Source organism: Lactobacillus johnsonii, from assembly GCF_014058685.1.
Taxonomy (GTDB): Bacteria; Bacillota; Bacilli; order Lactobacillales; family Lactobacillaceae; genus Lactobacillus.
In genome coordinates this window covers 909,293-935,197 of record NZ_CP059055.1, presented here as the reverse complement: position 1 = coordinate 935,197, position 25,905 = coordinate 909,293, and the positions used below count along the sequence as shown (strand labels likewise).

The window sequence follows — 25,905 nt, the reverse complement described above, 5'->3', positions numbered from 1 at the left end:
TACATTACCTATCTGCAACCGCAATATGATGAATATGGATCGTTAAGTACATAATTTCATCTTGCGGTACTTTATAATCAAACTTTTGCATCACAATTCCTGCGATTCTTTGTGAAATTAAATATTCCTTATGATAGCGGTGAACAACCATGCTATAAAGTTCTTTATCAACACTAGATTCTTGGATTTGCTTTTTTGAAATTCTCTGAGCAAAAAATTTTAGATGAGTTACTAACCGATAATAAGCAACTGATTTTGAACTAATTTCTATATTTAACATTTCACTAATAATATCTAAAAGCCTATTAATTAATTCAATTGTTCCGGCTGTATGTTCAAGTGAGTTTCCTTCTTCAGCAGTAATTAAATGCATTGCAATATTAGTTGCCTCATCTTCTGGAAATTTTAAATTTTCACTTTTTTCTAAATAATAAAGGACCCGCTTTCCTAATTGAAACTCATCCGGATATGTTTGCATCGTTTCAATTGTTAAACGATTCTGAATCGGCATTCCCTTCTTTATCCTTTCAACTGCAAACTGCAAATGGTCTGGCAATGATAAATAAATATCGTCGCTTAACTTTTTACCTGAACTTGCAATTGCTTCTGAAATAATTTGATCAGATAATTCAATATATTTTGGATCAATGCTAGCTAGCATTTCACTCATTGAGTTAGTATCTTTTTCATTTTTTGGATAAAATACTTTTTCAACTCTCTCTTCACCAATAACTTCACCTGCCTTTTTATGAAAGGCAATTCCATTTCCTAAAGCTACTAATGTTTGCTTATGCTTATCTGTAGCAACAACAGCGTTATTGTTAAGAACTCTTTTAATTAGAAACATATAATTTACCTTTCAATAAAAAATGGCAAGACTCAATAAACCTAACTTAAAATAATTTAGATTTATTTGGTCTTGCCAACTTAATGTAACAATCCGATTTCTTATTCAGTTATAAGCATAGCATTTAATGTAAACGATTGCAATAAGTGCTACATTAGTTTAGCTTAGTTTAGTTGCTTATCTATAATTATGAGTTCATCTTCTAGCACTGGTAGCATTTTAAGGACATTATTTTCTACTTGACCTTCTAAAATACTTCTATTATTTAAATCAATAACTTTACAATTATTTATATGTAAATCTAATTTATTAAAATCTAAATTTCCAGCTGTTGGTAAATAAATTAAGATATAATTCTCACTTTCCGCGCCTCTAATTGCTTTACTTACATCAATATTAAGCGGTTTTAAACCATTAGGAGCAAATTTAGTTAAAATGGCTTTCAGAAATCCTAAATCCTTAGCACCACGAAAAGTTAAACAGGTCCTCCAGTCGTATGGTACAAGTTGAACGTTAAAATTTTTCTCTAACTTCTGCTCAGGATGACTAATATCTTTCCAAGGCCATATTCCAAAACTACCATAACCTAGGCCTGCATCAGCTCCCGATAAAACTGCTCGCCAAGCAGCCTTTCGTACATCGAATGCATTATAGCGTTTAGGTTCTGGCGAATGCATTTGGGTCAAGCCTTCATAACAAAGTTCGGTATCAATAATCGGTCCCTGATAATTTTGTTTTTCACGTAAAGCTAATGGAATAGTATAGGCAGTTTTTTGACCGCTATAACCATGACCAGATTGATAACTATAAAAACTAACTTGCTTAACAAATTCTTCTGGCAAATCATGACTCTCTCCATTAATGTGAAAAGTGTATATGCCAGCTGGATCTACACTTTTGGCACTCTCTAGCACTTCTTGATAATACTTAATTGCCGTTTGGCGATTTTGTCTTTCATTATTAGTGAATCCCACATCCCCACTTACAAACCAAATTGGATTAAATCTTTTAAATTTATTAACTACGTAAGTAACATAAGGTTTAATGCAATCAAATGGCATTAAATTATTTTGAGCAAGGTGAAGATTATCAATCCAATTATCTGGAATGAAATTGCTCCAGAGTAAAACCAGTGCTGGAACCATGTTGCGCTTTTTCATCTCTTCCAGCATTTTAACTGCATTATCAAAATACTCCTCGTTTATCTTAGTAAAATCATATTCATATGATCCATCCGGGTGCTCTACGACTGTGAATGGTTCTCGTCCTTTTAATGGTTTACTAGAATCCCATTGGCGTAATATATTAATTTGAATAGCATTAAATCCTTCAGATTTTCTCATATCAAGATAATATCGCCAATCTGGCATTGTAATACTAGTAAAGGCTCCCCAACAAGTATCAGCTAAATAAAATAGTTTTTCTCCATTTTTATACAAATATTTGCCTTTTGTTGATAACATTCTTTTACATTCCTCTTTAATACTTAGCTTATTTGTGTTTCTGCTCATCATCCAAAATACTATCTAAATCGCCGTACCAATAAGCTGCAACCTTATCCTTAATTGGATCATAATAATCTGGACTTACATTAATGTACTTACATGCTTCTGCTAAAATAGGTACAACATCAGCTCGTACACCAGCCATATGATGGATATATGGTCCATAAACATATTTTGCTTCAAATCTATTCAAATCCTTAAATTGGAACCAGGCATAGGTCCCTTGTTCATATGGTCCATCACAAGTTTTAGCATTACCAATTAACATTGAATACTTACCGTGATCACCATCAAATCGCACTAAGGTATAGGTTCCATCTTTAGCTTCAAAAGCAGCTGAGCCAGGATAGTCAAAAACAAAATGTGAAGGTGGTAAAATTGGCCGATTTTTTGCTGTTTGAAAGGCGAATGTACCTAAGTGCTGTAATAATTCACCATTCTCATTTTCGGGATGGCGACAGTTAACATCTGCAAATATGGCTCGTTCATCACCCAAAGTAGCACTTTCTGCTAATAATTCAGAAATAGCACCATTAATATCTGTCTCACAAGTTACGGGCATGCCTTCGGTTTGAAGTAGTGCTTCAGAAGCATAAGGTAAAATACCGATTTCCCTTTGCAACTCAGTCCAACATTGAATTGTACCTGCATTGCAACCATATTCCTTCATCTTATCTTGCATAGCAAGTTTCAAAGCAGCTACTTTGGTGAAATCTTCATCTTTAATTTTAATATCAGCCCAATTACGATAGGTTTCTTTTGTTTCCTCAATTCTAGAATCCTTTTTGTCAATTAACTCATACATATAAGAAGTTAACTCTCCTAAAGGAATTGGTGAAAGTTGAATACCAAACTTTTCTAATAACTCTCCTTCATTAACGATCACTGACCAAAAGTCAAAGGGACGAGTACCAATTTGTAAAATTCTTGTATTCTTAAAAGTTTTAACTACATTACATACTTTGATAAAATCAATCATCCCTCTACTAAAAGCAGGATCGTCAATATCGCTATTTTTAATGTAGGTAAACGGGACATTAAAGTGACGTAAAACTTTTCCAATCGCAAATAATCCACACTGTGTATCCCTTCTACGTGAGCCGTCGGGAGCTGGAGCTTCATCTTTTGGACCCCAAAGTAATACCGGGACATTAAGTTTAGCAGCTAATCTTGCCACTTCATACTCAGTACCAAAATTCTCATTAGCAATGAACAACCCATCAATTTTTGCTTTCTTGAATTTCTCAGTAATCTTTTCTAATCCATCATCGTCGTACAGAAGTCCGTCATCATTTACTTCTTTAATGTCAACATAATTGACACCTAGTTCATCTAATTTTTCACGTGTTTTATTTGCAAATTCAATTGCTGCTGTTGCAGAAAAAATGTTTCTTCTTGTTGGTGCAAAGCCAATCTTAATTTGTTTTAAACTATCATAATTAGTCATACTCATTACCTCTCAAATTTATGTATTCGCTTACACAAATTACAATAGCTAGTATTTCCTAACACATCAATAGTTAATTTACTTAATTAAACTTAACTAGCTATTTTAATGATTCTCTTACAATTAGTTTTGTCGAGATAAAGCTTTTCTGGCTAAGCCAATGCGTATTACTTACTTTTTCTTCTAGTTGATTAATTGCCTGTCTAACGATTTGTTCAATCGGAACGTGAATTGTTGTTAATTCCGGATTAATCATTGTATCCTCAAAAATATCATCAAAACCCATGATTGCCAATTGGTCAGGGATTTTAATACCAATTTTGGTTAATTCTTTAACTAAACGTAGAGCCATATAATCATCTTCACAAAAAATTGCATGCGGATACTTTTTATTCGAATAGAAAAATTTAGGTAATGTTCCCCTCAATTCAACTGGATTTAAACTAAAGACAAAGTCTGGCGGAATTTCAAGATTTTTTTCTTTTAGAGCAGTTCTAAAACCCTCTCTTCTCTTCAAAAAATTAGTAATTATCCGATTTGATGCAACATAACCAATCTGTGTGTAACCTTTTTCTATAATAAACTTTCCAGCATTATATCCTCCTTGAAAGTTATCAATTGAAACAAAGTCTGCATCTACATCTTCAAAATAATTATCAATAAAGATAGCATTCTTAATTTTAGAATCTAAGAATAGAATTTGTTTTTTATTTAAATCTGTTGCTAGAACAATCGCCGCCTTACTTTTCTTTAGAGCAGTACTATTTTCGATGTCTTGTTTCAAATTTCGAATATTTAAAGTAACAATTTGAACTTGTCCACCAGATCCACCAACATTTTGAGAAAGATTAGATACTAATGAATCAAAAAACGGTAAACTTGCATAACTTCGATTCATTAACCCTGTAGTAGTCTTAATAATTACTAAGCTAATGCTAGTTAATTTTCTCACACCGCCCTTTTTATGCTTTCTTAGTGGTTCATAGCCCATTTCTTCTATTACTTTAAAAATATGCTTCCTCGTTTTTTCACTTACTCCTGCTTTTCCATTTAGTGCAAAAGAGACAGCCGCTTTTGATACACCTGCTTTTTCTGCAATATCACTTATCTTTAATTTCATTTTTTATTTCTTTCTTAAATAAATTTACTAATCTAAACTAAACTAATTAAATAATTAATCTATGTTAACTATAAACATGATACCCTCATTTTGTAAGCATTTACAAGATAATAAACAAATTGAGGTGTTTCTAATGGATAGTTTAAGTTTAAAGAAAAAAGCCATTCAATTAAGGAAAAGAACATGGCAACTAATCTATCGTCATCATAACGGTCACACAGGTTCAGACCTATCATGTACTGATATTTTAGTTGCTCTCTATTATGGCGTTCTCAACCAAACTCCCGATACTTTTGAAGACAAAAACTCTGATACCTATATTCAAAGTAAAGGACATGCAGTAGAAATTTGGTACGAAATTCTTGCTGACAAAGGATATATTGATCAAGAAGATTTAGATAGACGGTACTCCACTTTTAATAGTCCCTACATTGGTCATCCAACTACTGATGTAAAAGGAATGGAATTTCATACAGGCTCTCTTGGTCATGGACTTGGTTTAGGCGTTGGCGTTGCTTTAGCTGCAAAAATGGATCATTTAAAGAAACGTACTTTTGTTTTAATGGGTGATGGTGAACAAGCAGAAGGATCTGTTTGGGAAGCTGCTATGGCAGCAAGTAACTACAGCTTGGACAATTTAACTGCAATTATTGACCACAATGACTTACAAATTACTGGTACAACGGACTCAGTTATGCGTTCTAATCCACTTAGTAATAAATATGAAGCATTTGGTTGGGATGCGATTGAAGTAAACGGTAACAATATTGATGCTTTAGTAGATGTTTTAAATAAGCCAAATAACACCGGAAAACCAAGAGTTATTATTGCTAACACAGTTAAAGGTAAAGGAATTACCGTTGCAGAAAATCGGGCAGATTGGCATCACAAAATACCGACTAAAGAAGAGTATCAAGAAGGATTACAAGAATTAGATACACAGCTGGAGGGACTTAACAATGACTAAAGAAGAAAAACTATCTGCCAATACAGTTATCGCTGATACACTAGACAAAGCAACTAAAGTTGATCCTAATTTGTTAGTTGTAACCTGTGACTCACGTGGCTCTGCAGGGTTAGTTAATTTTACTAATGCTCATCCCGATCGCACTGTTGAAATGGGAATTGCTGAACAAAATGCAGTTACAGTTGCTGCAGGTATGGCTCATGCCGGAAAGCATCCCTTTGTTTTCTCACCAGCAGCTTTCCTAGCAATGAGATCAATTGAACAAGTCAAAGTGGATGTTGCATTTAACCAAACTAATGTTAAATTAATTGGTATTTCTGGTGGCAACTCCTACACTTGGCTCGGAACAACACATCATTCTTTAAATGATGTAGCTATTACTCGTGCTATTCCTAATCTTGAAGTCTATCAACCATGTGATCAATATCAGACTAGAGCACTTTTCAATTATCTGCTTACCTCACCTCGTCCAGCTTACGTTCGGATCGGTAAAAGAAAACTTGATAATGTTTATCACGAAGATTTTAAGTTTGAACCTGGAAAAGCAAAAATTATTCGCAAAGGAAAAGATGTTTGTCTAATTTCTGTTGGTGAAATGCTTTATTTCACTCTCCAAGCTGCTGAAAAATTAGCAAAAAATGGTATTGATGCTGAAGTTGTTGATTTAGCATCAATTAAACCTTTGGATGCTGAAATGCTTGATAAACTAGCACAGGAATTTAATCAGATAGTTACTGTTGAAGAACATGATCTAATCAATGGAATCGGTAGTGCTGTAGCAGTTGAAGTAGCTAAATTTGGACATGCTAAATTAACAATTTTAGGATTTCCTGATGAACCAGCTATTCAAGGAACACAAGATGAGGTCTTCCACTATTATGGCTTGGATAGTGCAGGTATTGAAAAAGCAGTTGAAGACCTCCTCACGCATTGAGGCATTTCTTATGACTGAAAAATATATTTTAGCAATTGATCAAAGCACCCAAGGAACTAAGGTACTTCTAATCAATCATCAGAATCAAATTTTCTTCAAGGCTTCCCTTTCCCACCAACAGCTCATTAATGAAAATGGCTGGGTGAGTCATAATTTAAATGAAATAAAAAATAATCTAAAACAGCTATTTAAGCAGATTCTTGAAAAAGTTGATTCTAGACAACTTGAAGCCGTCGCTATTACCAACCAACGTGAATCGGCAGCTGCCTGGTCTCGAAGAACTGGTGAACCGCTTTGCTATACTATTGTTTGGCAAGATAATCGCTCAGAACAATTAATCAATCAAATTACATATCCAGAATTAGCTAGAAAAGTAAAAAACAAAACTGGTTTAGCTCTTTCTCCATATTTTACTGGAGCCAAATGGGGTTGGATGCTTTTAAATGAACCCAGAGTGATTCAAGCACATGCTAACAATGACCTCTGCTTAGGAACAATAGACTCTTGGCTAGTTTATCAACTCACTAATGGCGAATCTTTTAAGACTGAAGTTTCTAATGCTTGTCGAACTGAGCTAATGAATATAAAAACTGGAACATGGGATCAGGATTTAGGTGAAATTTTTGGTATTGATCTCAATGATCTTCCTAAAATTGTTGATTCAAATGCTAATTTTGGTGAAACTAATTTATTTGGTCTCATTCCTCATAAAATTCCTATTCTTAGCGTTTTAGGTGATTCTCAAGCTGCCTTATTTGCTCATGAGTGTTTTAATCCTGGTGACTTTAAAGTTACGTTTGGAACTGGTTCTTCTGTGATGTTAAATATAGGTAATAATTTACCAAAAAATATTAATAATCAGCTTAATACATCTCTTGCCTGGTCAATTAATGGTAAAAAATCTTACGTTCTTGAAGGAAATATTAATTATGCAGGAGCTTGCGTTACATGGTTAAAAGACAAGCTACATTTAATTCACGATCCGTCTGATACTACTATGCTGGCCCTAACCGCTAATCCAAATGATCATACTATTTTAATTCCGGCTTTTGCTGGACTTGGCGCTCCTTATTGGCTCCCTAATATGAAAGCTGCATTTGTTAATATGACAGCTACCACTGGTAAAAAAGAATTAGTACGTGCCACTCTAAATTCATTAGTTTATCAAATCAATGATATTCTACAGGCATTTCATCACTTTTCTTCTCAAGTGAACAGTGAAATTCATGCTGATGGTGGAATGATACAAAATAAATATTTAATGCAATATTTAAGTAATATCACTCAAAAAAATGTAAAGATTGCTGAAGTCGCTGAGTTAAGTGCTCTGGGAACTGCGATGAATTCAATGCAACAATTTGATGGGATGCATTATTCTAAAACTTATATTCCTCGAATGGACAAACATGCAGCAAATAAGTATTCAAGTGAATGGTCTTCTTGGATAAAAAAATTATCATAATAAAAAACCTAGAACTTTCACATAATTGTGTCAGTACTAGGTTTTTTATTATTACCAAATAGTAATTCTATCTTCAGGATCTAGCCACATTCCATCTTCTGGAGTTACATTATAAGCTTCGTAAAACTCATCTTGATTTTGAACAGGAATATTAACTCTTGTTGGTTGCGGTGCATGTACGTCTGATTGAACTTCTGCTGTAATTGATTCTGGACGTTGTTTTTGCATCCAGCTCTTCGCATAAGTTTCAAAGAGATCTTTCATCTCCCCGCCTTCTGCTTTATTAGCAGCAATTGCACAAGAAAGACCACTTAAATCGGCAATGTTTTCAGAAACAACTTGCTTACCATTTAACTTGGCTGGTCCATACTGTAAGCCATCAAAAATATCAGCAACGGCCTTAGTACGTTTATTAAACTCAGCAAAGTCTTTCTTAGTCCACCAGTTCTTCATATTACCCTTTTCATCAAATTGGGCCCCATTATTATCAAAAGCATGAGAAACTTCGTGACCAATAGTTGCTCCAATTCCACCATAGTTAGCTGCACGAGATTGTTTTGCATCATAAAATGGCGCTTGCAAAATTCCAGCTGGGAAAGTTAAATCATTCTTTTGTGGGTCATAGCAAGCATTGTTTAGATTACCGGGCATTGCCCAAACGCTTCGATCAGGAACTTGATTTAGCTTTTGCAAGTTGTCTTTAATCTTTTCTTGATTAATAAGAGCTTGATTCTCATATAGACTCTTATTTAGATCAACTACTAGTCGGTCAAAAACGGCCTGATTCTTTTCTGGATAACCAATTTTGAGTTTTAAAGCTTGCAATTTAACAATAGCTTGTTTCTTAGTTGATTCGGAAAGCCAGTCATTATCTTGAATTCTTTCTTCATAGACCTTCAACATATTCTTAATCATGCTAATTACATCATTTTTAGCATCATCGCCAAAATAAGCTTTACCGTAATAAATCCCAACAACTTCATCAAAAGCCGCATTTGCTAAACGATATGCATGCTTATCTTGTGCTGGCATTTCAGGCACCCCATAAACAGCTTGTCTAAATGGAAAAGCTGCTTCTCTAAAGTCTTGAGATAAGTAATTAGCTCCCCCATTAATAAACTTAACAATCATCCAGCTCTTGATTTCGTCAAATTCACTATTATTTAAAAATTCATTGATATGATCAAAATAACGTGGCTCTGCTTCAATTACTTGATCAGGTAATTCAGGTAAAAGCTGTTTTAAGAAAGCATTGATGTCGAAATTTTCAAATTTAGCTTCAAAATCTGCCAATTTAACTGGATTATAGACAGCTGCATAGTCAGCCCATTCTTCAGTCGACTTTAAAACTTTGGCAAGTTTTTTATCAAATTCAATACCCTTACTTGCCCAAGTCTTTGCTTGTTCTTCCTCTACTCCAGCCATTACAAGTAACTTAACTGTTTGCTTTTCCAAAGTAGAAAGCAATTTTTCAGCATCATCACTTTGATATGCAGTAGTATCTGGCAAAAATGTACCTGGTCCTTCTGCATATAAGGCATTATGATCAGTATCCTTCATATCTTCCATTACAAAAATATTGAATGGTAAGTCATATCCTTTTGCAAACAAGTCAGCAGCTTGTTTATTAAATTCTTCAAAGCTATTTAATGATGTTAATTTTTCTAAATCAGCTTTGATTGGCTCTGCCTGTTCTTTATTTCTTTTATCAAAATCAATTGCTAATTTATAAAGATTAATTGCTTTTGCAAAATTTGGTATAGTAGGAATCTCCTTTTTCCCGTCAGCAAATTTGGCAAAATCCTTCATCAATTGATCTTCGATTCGCATATCTAAAATCAAGTTAATTCCGGTTGAAGTTCTGTCAGCTGGAATTTTTGCTTTTGAAAGCCATTCTGAGTTAACGGCTAAGTAAAGATTATCTTGGGGTCTAGTATTAATATCAGGCTTAGTTAGGTCACCTGCACCCCCGCGAATATTAAAGTATTTTCTCATCTAATTACCTTCCATTGAAATTATAAGATTAATTAAATGATATCATGATTAAATTAATTTTAAAATGTCATTTTTTAGAAACTAGAATAATACTTTAAACTTTACTATTTGGTTCGATCTTAACCTTAAAATCTTTACGTGGGATTGCATTATTTTTCACGTACGGTTTCTTTTCGTATTCTTATTTCACGACCCATTTTGTTAGACTTGTAACTTATGAGTGCAAGTACTTGCTTCCCTCTTTAATCGAAAGCGCGGCCATGTCGGAATAATGATCATTAATAAATTTTTTTACCCAGGCCCGGTTAGTTTTAGAGTAATCACGTAAGGCCCAACCAATTGCCTTATTGATGAAAAATTCTGAACTATTCAGATTATTTTCTAAAATTTTCTCTAACGCTGATTGTAAAATTAAATTGAACACTTGATAAAAAATAAAAAGTCCATTCGGACCTGTTTGATAGAATGTTAATAACCACAAAAACTTTCTATTGGAGGTCAAAATGGACTCTTTACATTCTACCATGAACCAGCACGTTAAAGGCAAGCATTTATCATTTGAAGAGCGAGTTATTATTCAATTGCGTTTGAAAGATGGCTATTCTTTGCGTGCAATTGCCCGTGAACTTAACTGTTCTCCTTCTACTATCAGCTATGAGGTTAAGCGTGGCACTGTAAAACTGTATCATGGTAAAGTCAAAAAATATAAGGCTACTCAAGGGCATGATGCATATAAAGCTCATCGTAAAAATTGTGGGCGCAAATCAGACTTTCTCAGGAAAGCTCAATTCATGCGCTATGTCCACAAGCATTTTTTTAAAGATGGCTGGTCGCTTGATGTGTGCAGTAATCGTGCTACTGCTGTTGGCGAATTCGCTAGCAGCGATGTTGTCTGCACCAAAACTCTTTATAATTACGTTGATCAAGGCTTATTAGGAATTTATAATTACGACTTGCCAGAGAAGCTTAAACGCAATACTAAGCTTCATCGTATTCGCAAAAATAAGAAAAAACTTGGCAGAAGCATTGAAGAACGTCCTAAAGAGATCAATAAACGTAATGAATTCGGTCATTGGGAATGCGATTTAGTTCTCGGACATAAGAGCAAAGATGATGAGGTACTGCTAACCTTATCTGAGCGTATGAGTCGTGAGTTTTTAATTCTTCGTATTCCTGACAAGACTTCTGTCAGTGTCATGCAGGCCTTTAAAGAACTCCAAAGGCAATACAGCGAACATTGGAATGATATTTTTAAAACCATTACCACTGATAATGGCTCAGAGTTTGCAGATCTTTCCAACCTAGAAAAAGTATCCAATACACTGGTTTACTATGCCCATCCTTACACTTCTTGTGATAAGGGAACAGTTGAAAGACACAATGGTCTTATTCGCAGATTCATTCCTAAGGGAGAAGCAATAGCTAACTATTCTTTACAAGACATCATTAATATTGAAACCTGGTGCAATTCTTTGCCAAGAAAGATACTGGCCTATCATACACCAGATGAAATCTTTGAAAGAGAATTAGATCTAATCTATCAAGCAGCTTAACTAAAAGTGTTCAATTTATTATTGCAATTTGCGAAATTTTCTCTAACAATTCAGTGTTCATCTTATTTTTTCGTAAGAGCTGATGTTCAATTGCCACTCTTCTTACCCAAAAATCATTATCTTTTGACCAAGCAAGCATCAGGTCATCTACTCTTCCATCCCTTAACCCAATCTTTCCAATTGGCTTTATCAAACTATCAATTGTATCCCACCACTGCTTAGACTTTACATAATAAAAAATATGGTCAAGGTCTTCAAACGTTAGAAATCTTTCTAATGAAATTAAATAATCACAAACGAAATATTGTGCTTCTCGATGTGTATCGGACCATGCTTGATCAAGAAAATTCCAATCAATTTTTTTATTTTTCTTTTCTACTTTGATTAGGTCATGGTAACTTTTCCGTCTTTCAGGCGATTTCAAACCATAAAACTCAAATTTATTCCGTAGATATTTTTTCATTTGTGTGGCTAACTCGGGATCACTATTTTCAACTAACTTTTGTTTTAGTTGTTGATACTTATCTAATTCTTTCACTTCAGTTTCCTTACTTGTTAAAATACATATAGTAATACTAGAGGGAGAATAATCATGAAAATTTTAATTGTTATCGATGATTATTTCAATAAAAGTAATGGGATGTCAATCTCAACGCAGCGCTTTGTTCACGAATTTAAAAAAATGGGTCAAGATGTCCGTATCCTTTCTTCCATTGCAGGCGGAGAACCAGATTACTCTCTTCCAATAATGACCATCCCAATTTTTAAAAATATTATTGCTAAAGAAGGATTTCATTTTGCTAAACCTAGAAAAGAAATAATCAAAGACGCTATTAGATGGGCAGATTTAGTCCACTTAGAGGACCCTTTCCCGGTTTGCTGGAGCGCAGCTAAAATTGCCAAACAGATGAGAAAGCCAATTACAGGTACTTTTCATCTTTATCCTGAAAATCTAACTGCTTCGGTTCCAGTTTTAGACCATGCCAGCATCAACTCTGCTTTTATGAGATTATTTCGTGATACTACTTTTAATTACTGTAGCTATTTACAATGTCCAACTTCGAAAGTCGAACAGCGTTTAAAAAAATATAACTTCAAATCCAAGTTAATAGTTATCTCGAATGGGATTAGTGATTATTATTTACAAAATAATCAGAAAACAACAACAACTGATCCCTTTACAATACTTTCAATCGGCCGTTTTTCAAATGAAAAGGATCAAAAGACCTTAATTAAAGCTATCGGACGTAGTAAATACAAAGATAGAATCAAATTAATTTTAGCTGGGAAAGGACCCTTAAAGAATGAATATATCTCCCTTTGCCAAAGACTAAAGATCAATGCTCAGTTTGGCTTTTATTCTAGAAATGACTTAAAACAGATCATGGATCAATCCAATATTGTTGTTCATTGTGCTAACGTGGAAGTTGAAGGGATGGCTTGCATGGAAGCTTTTGCGACTGGGTGTGTACCCATAATTGCCCAAAGTCCTCTCTCTTCTACCAGTTCATATGCTTTAAGTCCTAACAATCTTTTTCCCGCTGGAAGAAGCGAAATTTTAACTCAAAGAATTGATTACTGGATTAATCATCCCAAAGATTTAAAAGTCATGAGCACAAATTACCAAAATTATGCTAAATCTCTTACAGTTGAATTTTCTGCTAAAAAGGTCCTAACAATGATGAAAAATGCTCAAAAAAATTATATTTCAAACTAATATTCAAACATAAAAATATGTGTTATTCTTATGTTAAGTCTTTCACAAAAAGGAGGAACCTTTTTTAATGTCCATTAAGAAGTTAGAAAATAGCAGCGATCATGCAATGGTAGCTGAAGAAGTTAAAATTTTGACCAACTTACTTAACGAGAGTATACGTCAATTAAGTGGGGATGTGATTTTTAATAAAATTCAAGATTTAATTAAAATCTCCGCCCAAAAAGACTACGATGCTCTTGAAGAGCAAATTGCTAGCCTTACTAATCAAGAAATGATTGTCGTTGCACGTTATTTTGCAACTTTACCTTTATTAGTTAATATTTCTGAAGATGTAGAGTTAGCTAGTGAAGTTAACCTACTCAATAATACGGATCAAGACTATCTTGGTAAACTTGAAGATACGATTGACTTAGTTTCTCAAAAAGAAAATGCAAGTGAAATTCTTAAGCATGTTAATGTAGTTCCCGTTTTAACTGCTCACCCTACTCAAGTTCAAAGAAAAACTGTCCTTGAACTAACTGACCAAATCCATGGTTTATTACGTAGTTATCGTGAAGTTAAAAACGGAACTATTAACCAAGCTGAATGGACTGAAAAACTCCGCGCTTACATTGAGATTTTAATGCAAACCGATATTATTCGTAGCCACAAACTACAGGTTTCTAATGAAATTACAAACGTTTTAGCATACTATCCTAAGGCTTTGATTCCAGCTATCACTAAATTTACAGCTCGCTATCAAGAATTAGCTAAAAAACATAATTTAAATCTATCTGGTGCCACCCCAATTACCATGGGAATGTGGATCGGAGGCGATCGTGATGGAAATCCATATGTTACTGCCGAAACATTAAAGTTGAGTGCCACTTTGCAAAGCCAAGTAATCTTTGAATACTATATTAAACAGCTAAACAAGCTCTACCGCACGATTTCAATGTCTACTTCTTATATGAAGCCTTCATCCGCTGTTGAAAAATTATCAGATCTCTCAAATGATGATTCACCATTTAGAACGAATGAACCATATCGTCGTGCTTTCTACTATATTGAGAGCCGTTTACTTCATACTGAATATACTCTTTTAGGCACAGCTGATAAAAATAGTTTTGTTAAAAAACGCGATTTGGAAAACTTAGACAAAATTCCTGTTTACAAGAATCCACAAGATTTTAAAGCTGATTTAATTACAATTAAAGAATCGCTCGAAGAAGATCATGACCAAGCTGTAGTTAGAAGTTTCTTTACTGAGCTATTAGAAGCAATTGATATCTTTGGTTTCCATTTGGCAACAATTGATATGCGTCAAGATTCTAGTGTAAACGAAGCTTGTGTTGCTGAATTACTCAAGAGTGCCGGAATTTGTGATGATTATAGTGACTTACCAGAAAAAGATAAGGTTAAAGTTTTACTTAATGAGTTAAACAATGATCCACGTAATCTTCACGCTAACAACAAGCCAAAATCTGAACTGCTCCAAAAGGAATTAAATATCTACAAGACTGCTCGTCAACTCAAGGATTGTATTGGTGAAGATGTAATTAAACAACACATTATTTCTCATACTGAAAGTGTCTCTGATCTTCTTGAACAAGCAATCATGCTTAAAGAATATGATCTTTTAAATAATCAAGGAGCTCGCATTCAAGTTGTGCCATTATTTGAAACAGTTGAAGACTTAGAAAACTCTCGTGAAATTATGAAAGAATTTCTAAATCTTGACATTGTTAAAAAGTGGCTTGCTTCTCAAAATAATTACCAAGAAATTATGCTGGGCTACTCTGACTCAAATAAAGATGGTGGCTACTTAGCTTCTTGCTGGAATCTTTACAAGGCTCAGAAAGACTTAACTGCAATGGGCAAGAAATTGGGTGTTAATATTACCTTCATGCACGGCCGTGGGGGAACTGTTGGACGTGGTGGTGGTCCTTCTTATGAAGCCATTACTGCTCAACCTTTTGGCTCAATTAATGACCGTATTCGAATGACTGAACAAGGTGAAATCATTCAAAACAAGTATGGTAATCAAGATACTGCTTACTACAATTTGGAAATGCTGGCCTCAGCTACTATCGACCGTATTGTTTCTAAACAAATTGTAAGTGAAGATGATATTGGTGGATTCCGTTCCTCAATGGATGAAATTGTTTTAGACAGTAATAAAGTTTACCGTAAGCTTGTTTTTGAAACACCAGCTTTTCTTGACTACTTCTTGCAAGCTACACCAATTAAGCAAATTTCCAACTTAAATATTGGTTCTCGTCCAGCAGCAAGAAAGAAGATTACTGATTTTTCAGGCTTAAGAGCTATTCCTTGGGTATTCTCATGGTCACAAAGTCGAATTATGTTCCCTGGCTGGTATGGTGTTGGTTCTGCCTTCAAGCACTTCATTGATGCCAATCCTAATAACCTCCACACCTTACAAAAGATGTATCAAGGTTGGCCTTTCTTCCACTCCCTTCTCTCCAATGTTGATATGGTTCTTTCCAAATCTAACATGGATATTGCCAAACAATATGCGGACCTATGTGAAGATGAAGATACTAAAAAAGTCTTTGATACTATCTATCAAGAATGGAAACTTACTAAAGAAGTAATCCTTCAAATTGAAGGTAACAAAGAATTACTTGCAGATAACCCAAGTTTAAAGATGAGCTTAAATTACCGGATGCCATACTTCAATATTCTTAACTACATTCAAATTGAAATGATTAAACGAGACCGCGTCGATGAGATTGCCGGCGTTTATGAAAGTATTTTACCGATTACCATTAATGGGGTAACCTCTGGCTTACGTAATTCGGGATAGTTTTAATTTTTAAGGACAAAATATGAAAAAGGCACTATTAATTATTGACTACACTAATGACTTCATTGCAGACAATGGTTCTCTTACCTGTGGAAAGCCAGCTCAAGCTTTAGAAGATTATTTAATCGAATTAGCAAATAAATTTTATGATAATGGAGACTATGTAATTTTTCCAACTGATGGACATACCGGTAATACATTTAGTCCGGAATATAAGCTCTTCCCACCACATAATATTGTTGGTACACCAGGACAAGAGTTATACGGTAAGTTAAAAGATTGGTATGAAGCTCACAAGTCTAGTGACCGAGTATATAAATTTAACAAAAATCGCTATTCTTCTTTCCAAAATACTAATCTTGATAACTACTTACGCGAACGTAAAATTAACGACCTATGGTTAACGGGAGTATGTACAGACATTTGTGTTCTTCATACGGCTATGACTGCCTATAATTTAAACTATAATTTAACTATTCCAAGTAAAGGTGTTACTACCTTTACTGAACATGGTCAAGAATGGGCCTTAGATCATTTTAAAAATGCCTTAGGCGCAAAAGTAATAGAATAAATAGAGCAAAAAAACTGTATCATCTGATTTTTCAGAATGATACAGTTTTTTTTACTTTAATTTGATTAACTCAATACTATCAATACCATCGATTTCTTTAACATTAACTGCTACTTGTTCGCTCAAGGCTGTTGGAATGTTCTTTCCGACAAAATCTGCCTTAATTGGTAACTCTCGATGTCCTCGGTCCACCAAAACTGCAACTGCAATTGACTTTGGACGTCCAGTTGCAATCAAAGCATCCATCGCAGCCCGAATAGTTCTTCCGGTATAAAGGACATCGTCTACTAATACAACATGTTTATTAGTAATATTTAAATTTTTGGGTTCTAAATTTGAAATCTTTTCTTGATTAATATCAACTCTACGATCATCTCGATAAGAGGTTATATCTAGTTCGCCTACTGGAATAATCTTCTTTTCAATTTCTTCAAGTCGATCCCCAATTCTACGTGCCAGATAGACCCCACGAGTTTTGATTCCAACTAAAACCAGCTCATCTACGCCCTTATACCTTTCAATAATTTCATATGTAATCCTCACAATAGCTCGCTGCATTGCAGGCTTATCCCAAATTTCTTTTACCATTGTATCTTTTCCTCAATCAGGGATTATTTCTACTATTTTAAAGCGTCTGTTGCAAATGATCTATTTTCAAGAGATGTTAAAAGTGCGTCAGCTGTGTCCAGTGCTGTCAATAATGGGACATTCTGTTGTATAGCCATTTGTCTAATAATGAAGCCGTCAGAATTCTTTTCAATATCATGCCCCATGGTATTAATCACTAAATCAATTCTTCCCTCTCTTAATTCATTTAAGATGTTGTCATCTGCGTTTTCGTTTTCATGAACTTTAGTTACAAGATCAACATGTAACCCATCATTCTTTAAGAAGTCTGCTGTACCCTTAGTAGCAAAAATCCGATAACCAATTCTCGCAAATCTCTTTGCAATTGGGAGAATCTTTTCTTTATCCTTGTCTTCAATTGTTAACAAAACATTTCCATTTTCAGGTAGTTGCATCTTAGCGCCGGCAAAAGCCTTATAAAGAGCTTTCGCAAAAGTATGGTCGCTTCCCATTACTTCACCTGTTGATTTCATTTCTGGCCCAAGATATGAGTCTACATCAGCTAACTTGCTAAAACTAAAAACGGGAGCCTTAACACTAATCAATTCTGGTTCAGGTGCTAGACCATCACTGTAGCCCTGCTGCGCTAGGCTTTCGCCCATAATTACCCGGGTGGCAACTTGTGCCATTTCAATTCCAGTTATCTTACTTAAAAATGGAACTGTTCTACTTGCGCGAGGATTTACTTCAATTACATAAACTTCACCATTTCTCACAATAAATTGAATGTTCATAATTCCCACACAATTCAAAGTAAGAGCAAGCTTACGCGTAACATCCATAATCTTATCTTTAACTTCATCCGTAAAGTTCTGTGGTGGGTAAACCGCCATTGAATCTCCAGAGTGAACACCAGCATGTTCAATGTGTTCCATAATTCCGGGTAGTAAAACATCCTGTCCATCACAAATTGCATCGACATCACACTCACGACCGTCTAAATAGTCATCTACTAAAATTGGATGATCAGCTGCAATATCTACGTGATCATGTAAGTATTCTTCAAGCTCACCCTTGTTGTAAACAATTTCCATTGCTTTTCCGCCAAGTACATAACTTGGACGGACCAAGACCGGATATCCTAACTCTTCAGCTGCTTTAATAACTCCTTCATGTGTTGTTGCAGTTAAGCCCTTTGGTTGATTTAATTTAAGTTTCTTAATTATCTGATCGAATAGTTCACGATCCTCTGCACGGTTAAGATCTTTAACACTAGTTCCCAAGATTTTAATTCCATGATCTTGTAAGCCAGCAGCTAAATTAATTGAAGTTTGTCCTCCAAACTGAACAATTACACCTTCGGGCTTTTCCAAATCACAAACATTCAATACATCTTCTAAGGTTAAGGGTTCAAAATACAATTTATCAGAAATTGAAAAGTCAGTTGAAACAGTTTCTGGGTTTGAATTAATAACAATTGCTTCATAGCCCATCTTTTGAAGTGCTTTTACGCAGTGAACAGTTGCATAATCAAACTCGACCCCCTGTCCGATTCTAATTGGACCAGAACCAATAACAATTACTGATTTTTTACCAGACTTATGTGATTCATTTTCACCATCATAAGTTGAGTAAAAGTACGGTGTCTTTGATTCAAACTCTGCTGCGCAAGTATCAACCATCTTGTAGACTGGAATGATCCCATTATTTTTGCGCAAATCTCTAATCTGATCAATACTCTCATTCCATAAAGTAGCAATGGTTGCATCACTAAAACCATATTTCTTAGCTAAACGTAAAGTTTCAAGATTATCCTTATTTGCTTGGATATTTTTCTCCATCTCTACCATGTGACTAACAATATCTAAGAAATAAAAGTTAATTTTGGTTAATTCATGAACATCTTCAAGACTATAACCTCTGCGAAAGGCTTCTGCTAAATAAAAGAGACGGTCATCTTGTGCTTTAACTAGCTTTTGTTCTATCTCTTCATCACTTGCATGATGAGCTGCTTTAGAATAGAGATCTTTTTCGTCAATTTCAAGAGACCTTACCGCTTTTTGCATTGCCTCTTCAGCTGTTCGGCCAATTGCCATTACTTCACCAGTAGCCTTCATTTGGGTACTTAAAGTGCGGTCGGCCTTAGAAAACTTATCAAATGGCCAGCGAGGAATTTTGCAGACGACATAATCTAAAGCTGGTTCAAATTCAGCATATGTTGTTCTAGTTACCGGATTTTTAATTTCATCTAATGTCATACCAATTGCAATTTTTGCGGCCATTTTTGCAATAGGATAACCGGTTGCTTTTGAAGCCAATGCACTTGATCGTGAAACTCGAGGATTCACTTCAATGACATCATAGTCAAAGCTATTAGGATCTAAGGCTAGCTGAACATTACAACCTCCCTCAATTTTAAGAGCCCTAATTAAACGTAAAGAGCAATCACGAAGCATTTGGTATTCTTTATCACTCAAGGTCTGACTAGGTGAAAAAACAATCGAATCCCCAGTGTGAATTCCAACTGGATCAAAATTCTCCATGCAACACACAATCATTGCATTATCATCATGATCACGCATTACTTCAAATTCAATTTCTTTATAGCCCGCAATCGATTTCTCAATTAAACATTCAGTAACAGGTGACAGTTCTAATCCGTTCTTGGCAATTTTTGCTAACTCTTCATGATTATTACAAATACCACCACCAGTTCCGCCCATAGTAAAGGCTGGACGAACGATAATTGGATAGCCAATTCTATCGCCAAACTCTAAAGCTTCTTCAACAGTATTAACAGTTGTTGATGGTGGAACGGGCTCACCCAATTCTTTACATAACTCTTTAAATTTCTCTCTATCTTCTGCTTGTTCAATCGAAGAAAGTCTTGTTCCTAATAATTCAATATTTAACTCATCCAAAATTCCTGTTTTAGCTAATGAAAGGGCCATATTTAATCCAACTTGCCCACCAAGCGTTGGTAAAATTGCATCAGGATACTCTTGTCTAATGATTCTTGAGATTGATTCCACAGTTAGGGGTTCAATATAAACCTTGTCTGCAATGGTAGTGTCAGTCATGATTGTAGCTGGGTTTGAATTAACTAATACTACCTCATAGCCCTCTTCGCGAAGAGCTAAGCAAGCCTGTGTTCCTGAATAATCAAATTCTGCAGCTTGACCAATAATAATTGGACCAGAACCAATTACCATAATCTTATGAATATCTGTTCTCTTAGGCATGACGCTCTTCTTCCTTTCTTTGGTCAATCATTGACATAAAATCATCAAATAATGAGTCTTCATCATGAGGGCCTGGAGTTGCATCGGGGTGAAATTGGACTGAAAAGGCAGGATATTTTTTATGACGTAATCCTTCAACCGTGCCATCATTTACTTCAACATGAGTAATCATCAAATTTTCTTTATCAATAGATTTAGGATCTACCGCATAACCATGATTTTGAGAAGTAAAACCAATATTACCAGTGGCAATTTCTCTTACAGGATGATTAAAGCCGCGGTGTCCAAATTTCATTTTGTAGGTACTAGCCCCATTTGCGAGTGCAAAGACTTGATGGCCCATACAAATTCCAAATAGCGGAACATGTTTTTCAACTTCTTGGACCATTTTTGCAGCCATAAGCATTTCTTCTGGATTTCCAGGTCCATTTGATAAAAGCACACCATCTGGATTAAGATTTAAAATTTCTTCGGCTGTTGCAGTGTAAGGTAAGACAATACAGTTACAGTCTCTCTCCGCTAATTCTCGTAAAATACTATGCTTAATACCAAAGTCGATAACAACTATATTTCTTTTTGAGCCAGGTACTGGATAAGAGTTCTTCGTTGAAACACGGCTGATTACACCGTGGGTAATGTTTTTTTGCTTTAATTCTTGAGCAATACTTACTGCATTTTCCTTTGAATCAGTAATTCTTCCTTTTAGGGTACCGTGAATTCTTAATTTCTTAACCAATTCACGGGTATCAACTCCCTGCAAGCCAGGGATGTTCAATTGTTTTAAAAATTCTGGCAAGGTTGTTTGCATACGCCAATTGTCTGGGTGACGTGCTACTTGGTGGCAAATAACGCCCTTAATTTGTGGCTCAAGTGATTCATAATCAGCCAAAGTAATCCCATAATTTCCAATTAAAGGATTAGTAAAAACCAAAATCTGATCGGCATAACTTTGATCCGTAATTGCTTCTTGATAGCCCGTCATCCCTGTTGTAAAAACAACCTCACCACTACTTTCACAATCAGCTCCAAAGCCTTCGCCTTCATAAATACTACCATCTTCTAAAATTAAATAGCGTTTCATTTTGTTCCCCTTTGATATACAACTTTACCATCAACAAACGTCATCACTGTCTCGCCATATACCTTATGACCAGTAAATGGTGTATTTACTCCCTTAGACTTAAAATCATCTTCTTTAATTTCTCTTTGATGCTCAATATCAAAAATCGCAATATCGGCATTCTCACCCGGTGCAAGAAGACCTGCATTTTCTATGCCAAATACTGTAGCTGGCTTATCAGTAAGAAGAGATAGTAATTGTTCAAGCGTGAAAACTTTTTCTTCCTTTACAAATCTAGTATAAAGGGTGCTAAATGCTGTCTCACTTCCCGTAATTCCAAAAGCGGCTCCTCGCATACCACCCTGTTTTTCCGCTTTAGCATGGGGAGCATGATCAGTCGCAATTAAATCAATTGTTCCATCTAGCAAGCCAACTAACAAAGCTACCTGATCTTCTTTACTTCTTAGTGGTGGATTCATCTTGAAGTAAGCATTATCTTCAGGAATATCACTATCTGTTAATAAAATATGATGCGGTGCAACCTCACACGTTACCTTAATACCTCGTGCTTTTGCTAAACGAACTAATTCTACACTGGTTTTTGTCGAAACATGACAAATATGGTAATGGACTCCTGTTTTTTGTGCTAAAAGGAGATCACGAGCAATTTGCGTAGTCTCAGCAAGTTCTGTAACTGGTGGTAAGTCTAATTTTTCAGCTGCTATTCCTTCATTAACAATTCCTTTATTAAAAAGTGAATCATCTTGGGCATGGGCTGCAATAATTAAGTTGTTTTCTTTAGCCTTTTGCATGGCTAGATACATTGTCTGCGCACTTTGAACTCCATGTCCGTCATTACTTAATGCAAATGCGCCTGCTTTCTTAAGTGCCGCATAATCAGGAATAATATCAGTTGTTTCATCATTAGTAACAGGACCATACTGGAGAATATGAACTAACCCCTTTTTTTGATTTTCTCTAACCATTTTATCCATTAATTCAGCTGTATTAGGAACAGGAGTGACATTAGGCATAGCACCAACGGTTGTAAAACCCCCACGTGCTGCCGCTTGGCTACCAGTTTTGATATCCTCCTTATACGTTTGACCAGGATCACGATAATGCACATGAACATCTACTAAGCCGGGGCTAACTATCATTCCGCTAGCATCAATTATTTCTTCCCCTTCTAGGTCAGTTCCAATAGCCTTAATTTTTTGACCATCGATTAAAACATCGGCTTTGATTAGGTGGCCGTTTTGGTACACAGTTCCATTTTTAATTACAGTAGTCATTACTTGAGTCCTCCTAATTTTCTTCCTCGTAAGACTGCTTCAATCATTGCCATTCTCATAAATACACCATTTTGCATTTGACGAGTAAACATACACTTGTCGCTTTCCACCAAATTTGCACTTAATTCAACATCGTGGTTAATTGGGCCCGGGTGCATAATAATTGCATTTGGCTTTAATTCTTGATAGCGTTGGTTATTAATTCCGTATTTTTCATGATATGCTTTTGCATCAAAATTCTTTTCATTAGGATCATCACTATGTCTTTCATGTTGAACTCTTAATAGCATCATCACATCCATCTCGGAAATCAACTTATCTAGTTCTTCATATTTTCCATATTTATCAAATTCCTTGGAGTACCAATATTCAGGTCCTGAAAAGTAAACTTCAGCTCCTAACCGATGGAGTAATTCCATATTACTTTTAGCAACTCGTGAATTAGTAATATCGCCAACAATAGCTACCTTTAGACCTTTAAATTGCTTAAAATGTTCATGAATTGTCATCATGTCTAACAAACATTGACTTGGATGTTGACCACTGCCATCTCCGGCATTAATTATTCCAATATCTAAATGTTGATGATTTTGAGGGCGGATTAAATTTTGATAGTATTCATTTTGTGAATGACGAATTACTTCAATATTCACTCCCACAGCTTCCATAATCAGGGATGTATCATATAATGTTTCTCCCTTATTAACTGAAGAATGAGCAGGATCAAATGGGATTACGGTTAAACCTAATTTTCTTTCAGCCATTTCAAAACTAGTATGCGTTCTACTTGAATCTTCAAAAAACATATTAGTAATATAGATGGGCTCTGTTAGATTAGGCGTAGCTCCGCCATTTTTAAAATATTCTGCTCGATTAATTAAAGCTTCAACTTCTTCAACACTCAGATTTTCTACACTAACAAAATGTGGTAAACTAACAAGATTTAAATTTTCCATTTTTTATTCTTTCTAAAGCAAAAAGGCCTGAAGCATTTAATTGCTCCAGGCCTATTTTTCATATTCTTGCATACGAAAAATATAGCAACCCTTCTGGCCCTCTCTGGAGTCAATTAAATGGTTGACTATTAAATTAATATTTTTTAATTATTTTGATAGAGATTTCAGTTCAACTGAATCCTTACCATCTTTTTCTACCATGTTAACAGCAACTTGTTCGTTAGCTGCAGTTGGGATATTCTTACCGACAAAGTCAGCTCTAATTGGTAATTCACGGTGACCGCGATCTACCAAAACTGCAACTTTAATTGAACTAGGGCGTCCATCATCCATCAAAGCATCCATCGCTGCTCTAATTGTTCGCCCAGTATAGATTACATCGTCAATTAAAATTACTTTCTTATCGGTAATATCAACGTCAATTTGGTTAGAATTGACTACTGGATCTTGTTTTAATGAAGCATCATGACGATCATCACGATAAAGAGTAATATCTAGCTCATCGATTGGCACATCAACATTTTCTAATTTTTGAATTCGTTCATGAATTCTCTTGGCTAAATAAACTCCTCTTGTCTTGATTCCAATTAAAACAAGATTATCAGTACCCTTATTTTGCTCAATAATTTCATAAGTAATTCGAGTTAATGCACGCTTCATTGCGAGTGCATCCCAAATTTCCTTTGCCATATTTTTCCTCCTGATTTTGCCCATAAAAAAGCTCCTAGTTCTTGAGACTAGGAGCTTATAGTTAAGTCATACTTATTTAAGCCTGCCTTGCTAGCCTCACGGGACTAATTTTAAAGGACATTTATTGTTTTAAAATTACTGTACTTCATGATTTTTGTCAAGCCATTTAATTAAAATTGACTTTATTCACCAATTGATTAATATCTGTAATCCCTAACTTTTCTAATTCCTTTGGTAAGTCATCAGCAATATGCTTTGAAGCGAGACTATCCTTAAAATGCGCAGTTCCAACAGCAACTGCATTAGCACCAGCTAGAATAAATTCAATTACATCTTTAGCGGAACTGATTCCACCCATCCCAATAATTGGTAAAGTTGTACTTTCTCGAACTTGGTGAACCATTCTAATAGCAATTGGTTTTACGGCTTCACCAGAAAGACCACCAATATTGTGCCCCAAAACAGGCTTTCTAGTTTCAACATCAATCTCCATTCCCAAAAGAGTATTGATCAATGACAATCCATCTGCGCCACCATTTTCAGCTGCTTTCGCAATCTGCGTAATATCAGTGACATTAGGAGTTAATTTTACATAAATTGGAATTTTAACGAGTGACTTAATTTTTTTAGTCAATTCTTCCACTACATCAGGATGAACGCCAAAGCTCATTCCGCCCTGATTCACATTCGGACAAGAAACATTAATCTCTAAGGCATTGACTAGTCCAGAATCAGATAGCTTCTTAGCTACTTCAAGATATCCTGCTTCGTCTTCTCCACCAACGCTAGCCATAATTGGCAAGTTAGGATATTCACTACGCAAAGGAGTTAACTTATCTTTGATTACCGCATCAACGCCGGGATTAGTTAATCCAACTGAATTCAAAACTCCAGTATTTAAAACAGCTATTTGGAGCTGCGGATTACCTGTTGTACTATGAGGAGTTGTTGTCTTTATTACCATTGCTCCCAAATCATTTAAATTAAATTTCTTGGCTGCTGGTACATCACCAAAACCAAAGGTACCACTTGCTGGCATAATTGGATTTTTTAAATCTAATCCTGGTAATTTTACGTGTGTATTAATCATATTTTCCTCCAAAATGAATGCTCTCTGTCATTCAATTATTTTTCAAGAATTGATTGTACACGCTTTTTTATTTTTTTCAAA

General features: G+C 35.1%; 20 protein-coding genes and 1 pseudogene. 7 read left to right on the top strand and 14 right to left on the bottom strand.

Annotated elements, in window-relative coordinates:
- Positions 1-4: 4 nt before the first annotated feature.
- The 4 genes from H0I41_RS04385 to H0I41_RS04370 all read right to left on the bottom strand — a co-directional run bounded on the left by H0I41_RS04385 (position 5) and on the right by H0I41_RS04370 (position 4,919).
- Positions 5-847 (bottom strand): PRD domain-containing protein, encoded by an 843-nt coding sequence (locus H0I41_RS04385; RefSeq protein WP_011162090.1) that lies wholly within the window; start codon positions 845-847, stop codon positions 5-7.
- A gap of 164 nt (positions 848-1,011) precedes the next feature.
- Entirely contained in the window at positions 1,012-2,310 is a 1,299-nt protein-coding gene (locus tag H0I41_RS04380; protein ID WP_011162091.1) for a glycoside hydrolase family 140 protein, read from the bottom strand.
- 28 nt (positions 2,311-2,338) lie between these two features.
- Positions 2,339-3,799 (bottom strand): L-fucose/L-arabinose isomerase family protein, encoded by a 1,461-nt coding sequence (locus H0I41_RS04375; RefSeq protein WP_011162092.1) that lies wholly within the window; start codon positions 3,797-3,799, stop codon positions 2,339-2,341.
- A 100-nt stretch (positions 3,800-3,899) separates the two neighbouring features.
- A complete protein-coding gene (locus tag H0I41_RS04370; protein WP_135014222.1) occupies positions 3,900-4,919 on the bottom strand; it encodes a LacI family DNA-binding transcriptional regulator in 1,020 nt (339 codons plus the stop codon).
- Positions 4,920-5,052: 133 nt separating this feature from the next.
- Between H0I41_RS04370 and H0I41_RS04365 the strand changes: the two genes are divergently transcribed.
- From H0I41_RS04365 to H0I41_RS04355, 3 genes are read left to right on the top strand one after another with little or no spacing between them, the layout of a single operon-like run.
- Positions 5,053-5,886, top strand: a complete 834-nt coding sequence (locus tag H0I41_RS04365; protein ID WP_135014221.1) for a transketolase — start codon at positions 5,053-5,055, stop codon at positions 5,884-5,886.
- The gene (locus tag H0I41_RS04360) at positions 5,879-6,820 is read left to right on the top strand and encodes a transketolase family protein (protein WP_011162095.1); all 942 of its coding nucleotides are present in this window, start codon (positions 5,879-5,881) and stop codon (positions 6,818-6,820) included. The genes H0I41_RS04365 and H0I41_RS04360 overlap by 8 nt, the downstream gene beginning before the upstream one ends.
- Positions 6,821-6,830: 10 nt before the next feature.
- Positions 6,831-8,282 carry an FGGY-family carbohydrate kinase gene (locus H0I41_RS04355; RefSeq protein ID WP_135014220.1) on the top strand — a complete coding sequence of 484 codons (1,452 nt, stop codon included), beginning with the start codon at positions 6,831-6,833 and terminating at the stop codon, positions 8,280-8,282.
- 51 nt (positions 8,283-8,333) lie between these two features.
- On the opposite strand, the gene H0I41_RS04350 is transcribed toward H0I41_RS04355, so the two are convergent.
- Positions 8,334-10,277 carry a M13 family metallopeptidase gene (locus H0I41_RS04350; protein WP_011162097.1) on the bottom strand — a complete coding sequence of 648 codons (1,944 nt, stop codon included), beginning with the start codon at positions 10,275-10,277 and terminating at the stop codon, positions 8,334-8,336.
- A gap of 214 nt (positions 10,278-10,491) precedes the next feature.
- Positions 10,492-10,674 (bottom strand): annotated as a pseudogene (locus tag H0I41_RS04345) (DNA alkylation repair protein); the annotation flags it as partial.
- Between the two features lie 106 nt (positions 10,675-10,780).
- Between H0I41_RS04345 and H0I41_RS04340 the strand changes: the two are divergent.
- Complete coding sequence (locus H0I41_RS04340; RefSeq protein ID WP_011161461.1) at positions 10,781-11,830, top strand: IS30-like element ISLjo1 family transposase; 1,050 nt, start codon at positions 10,781-10,783, stop codon at positions 11,828-11,830.
- A 10-nt stretch (positions 11,831-11,840) separates the two neighbouring features.
- Here the strand turns inward: H0I41_RS04340 and H0I41_RS04335 are convergent, their stop codons facing one another.
- The gene (locus H0I41_RS04335) at positions 11,841-12,368 is read right to left on the bottom strand and encodes a DNA alkylation repair protein (RefSeq protein ID WP_135014691.1); all 528 of its coding nucleotides are present in this window, start codon (positions 12,366-12,368) and stop codon (positions 11,841-11,843) included.
- A 54-nt stretch (positions 12,369-12,422) separates the two neighbouring features.
- On the opposite strand from H0I41_RS04335, the gene H0I41_RS04330 reads away from it, so the two are divergent.
- From H0I41_RS04330 to H0I41_RS04320, 3 genes are all read left to right on the top strand, one after another.
- Positions 12,423-13,547: a glycosyltransferase gene (locus H0I41_RS04330; protein WP_011162099.1), complete on the top strand. Its 1,125-nt coding sequence runs from the start codon at positions 12,423-12,425 to the stop codon at positions 13,545-13,547.
- Positions 13,548-13,614: 67 nt separating this feature from the next.
- On the top strand, positions 13,615-16,353 hold the full coding sequence (gene ppc, locus H0I41_RS04325; RefSeq protein ID WP_182094597.1) for a phosphoenolpyruvate carboxylase: 2,739 nt from the start codon (positions 13,615-13,617) through the stop codon (positions 16,351-16,353).
- Between the two features lie 22 nt (positions 16,354-16,375).
- Entirely contained in the window at positions 16,376-16,924 is a 549-nt protein-coding gene (locus H0I41_RS04320) for a cysteine hydrolase family protein (RefSeq protein ID WP_135014688.1), read from the top strand.
- Between the two features lie 51 nt (positions 16,925-16,975).
- Here H0I41_RS04320 and pyrR (H0I41_RS04315) read toward each other — a convergent pair whose 3' ends face one another.
- From pyrR (H0I41_RS04315) to H0I41_RS04285, 7 genes are all read right to left on the bottom strand, one after another.
- Complete coding sequence (gene pyrR, locus H0I41_RS04315; protein WP_014567427.1) at positions 16,976-17,512, bottom strand: bifunctional pyr operon transcriptional regulator/uracil phosphoribosyltransferase PyrR; 537 nt, start codon at positions 17,510-17,512, stop codon at positions 16,976-16,978.
- Positions 17,513-17,544: 32 nt separating this feature from the next.
- Positions 17,545-20,733 carry a carbamoyl-phosphate synthase large subunit gene (gene carB, locus H0I41_RS04310; RefSeq protein WP_135014686.1) on the bottom strand — a complete coding sequence of 1,063 codons (3,189 nt, stop codon included), beginning with the start codon at positions 20,731-20,733 and terminating at the stop codon, positions 17,545-17,547.
- Complete coding sequence (locus H0I41_RS04305; RefSeq protein ID WP_135014684.1) at positions 20,726-21,814, bottom strand: carbamoyl phosphate synthase small subunit; 1,089 nt, start codon at positions 21,812-21,814, stop codon at positions 20,726-20,728. Before H0I41_RS04305 ends, carB begins: the two co-directional genes overlap by 8 nt.
- Positions 21,811-23,088: a dihydroorotase gene (locus H0I41_RS04300; RefSeq protein ID WP_011162105.1), complete on the bottom strand. Its 1,278-nt coding sequence runs from the start codon at positions 23,086-23,088 to the stop codon at positions 21,811-21,813. The genes H0I41_RS04305 and H0I41_RS04300 overlap by 4 nt, the downstream gene beginning before the upstream one ends.
- A complete protein-coding gene (locus H0I41_RS04295; protein WP_011162106.1) occupies positions 23,088-24,044 on the bottom strand; it encodes an aspartate carbamoyltransferase catalytic subunit in 957 nt (318 codons plus the stop codon). Before H0I41_RS04295 ends, H0I41_RS04300 begins: the two co-directional genes overlap by 1 nt.
- 147 nt (positions 24,045-24,191) lie before the next feature.
- Positions 24,192-24,734, bottom strand: a complete 543-nt coding sequence (gene pyrR, locus H0I41_RS04290; RefSeq protein ID WP_044496705.1) for a bifunctional pyr operon transcriptional regulator/uracil phosphoribosyltransferase PyrR — start codon at positions 24,732-24,734, stop codon at positions 24,192-24,194.
- Between the two features lie 166 nt (positions 24,735-24,900).
- Positions 24,901-25,824, bottom strand: a complete 924-nt coding sequence (locus tag H0I41_RS04285; protein ID WP_135014682.1) for a dihydroorotate dehydrogenase — start codon at positions 25,822-25,824, stop codon at positions 24,901-24,903.
- Positions 25,825-25,905: the final 81 nt, after the last annotated feature.

Coding starts and splice junctions, on each gene's coding strand:
- H0I41_RS04370 (WP_135014222.1), bottom strand. CDS start 4,919: ATGAAATTAAAGATAAGTGATATTGCAGAAAAAGCAGGTGTATCAAAA.
- H0I41_RS04285 (WP_135014682.1), bottom strand. CDS start 25,824: ATGATTAATACACACGTAAAATTACCAGGATTAGATTTAAAAAATCCA.
- H0I41_RS04350 (WP_011162097.1), bottom strand. CDS start 10,277: ATGAGAAAATACTTTAATATTCGCGGGGGTGCAGGTGACCTAACTAAG.
- H0I41_RS04355 (WP_135014220.1), top strand. CDS start 6,831: ATGACTGAAAAATATATTTTAGCAATTGATCAAAGCACCCAAGGAACT.
- carB (WP_135014686.1), bottom strand. CDS start 20,733: ATGCCTAAGAGAACAGATATTCATAAGATTATGGTAATTGGTTCTGGT.
- H0I41_RS04385 (WP_011162090.1), bottom strand. CDS start 847: ATGTTTCTAATTAAAAGAGTTCTTAACAATAACGCTGTTGTTGCTACA.
- H0I41_RS04365 (WP_135014221.1), top strand. CDS start 5,053: ATGGATAGTTTAAGTTTAAAGAAAAAAGCCATTCAATTAAGGAAAAGA.
- H0I41_RS04340 (WP_011161461.1), top strand. CDS start 10,781: ATGGACTCTTTACATTCTACCATGAACCAGCACGTTAAAGGCAAGCAT.
- H0I41_RS04360 (WP_011162095.1), top strand. CDS start 5,879: ATGACTAAAGAAGAAAAACTATCTGCCAATACAGTTATCGCTGATACA.
- H0I41_RS04380 (WP_011162091.1), bottom strand. CDS start 2,310: ATGTTATCAACAAAAGGCAAATATTTGTATAAAAATGGAGAAAAACTA.
- pyrR (WP_044496705.1), bottom strand. CDS start 24,734: ATGGCAAAGGAAATTTGGGATGCACTCGCAATGAAGCGTGCATTAACT.
- H0I41_RS04305 (WP_135014684.1), bottom strand. CDS start 21,814: ATGAAACGCTATTTAATTTTAGAAGATGGTAGTATTTATGAAGGCGAA.
- H0I41_RS04375 (WP_011162092.1), bottom strand. CDS start 3,799: ATGACTAATTATGATAGTTTAAAACAAATTAAGATTGGCTTTGCACCA.
- H0I41_RS04300 (WP_011162105.1), bottom strand. CDS start 23,088: ATGACTACTGTAATTAAAAATGGAACTGTGTACCAAAACGGCCACCTA.
- pyrR (WP_014567427.1), bottom strand. CDS start 17,512: ATGGTAAAAGAAATTTGGGATAAGCCTGCAATGCAGCGAGCTATTGTG.
- H0I41_RS04295 (WP_011162106.1), bottom strand. CDS start 24,044: ATGGAAAATTTAAATCTTGTTAGTTTACCACATTTTGTTAGTGTAGAA.
- H0I41_RS04330 (WP_011162099.1), top strand. CDS start 12,423: ATGAAAATTTTAATTGTTATCGATGATTATTTCAATAAAAGTAATGGG.
- ppc (WP_182094597.1), top strand. CDS start 13,615: ATGTCCATTAAGAAGTTAGAAAATAGCAGCGATCATGCAATGGTAGCT.
- H0I41_RS04320 (WP_135014688.1), top strand. CDS start 16,376: ATGAAAAAGGCACTATTAATTATTGACTACACTAATGACTTCATTGCA.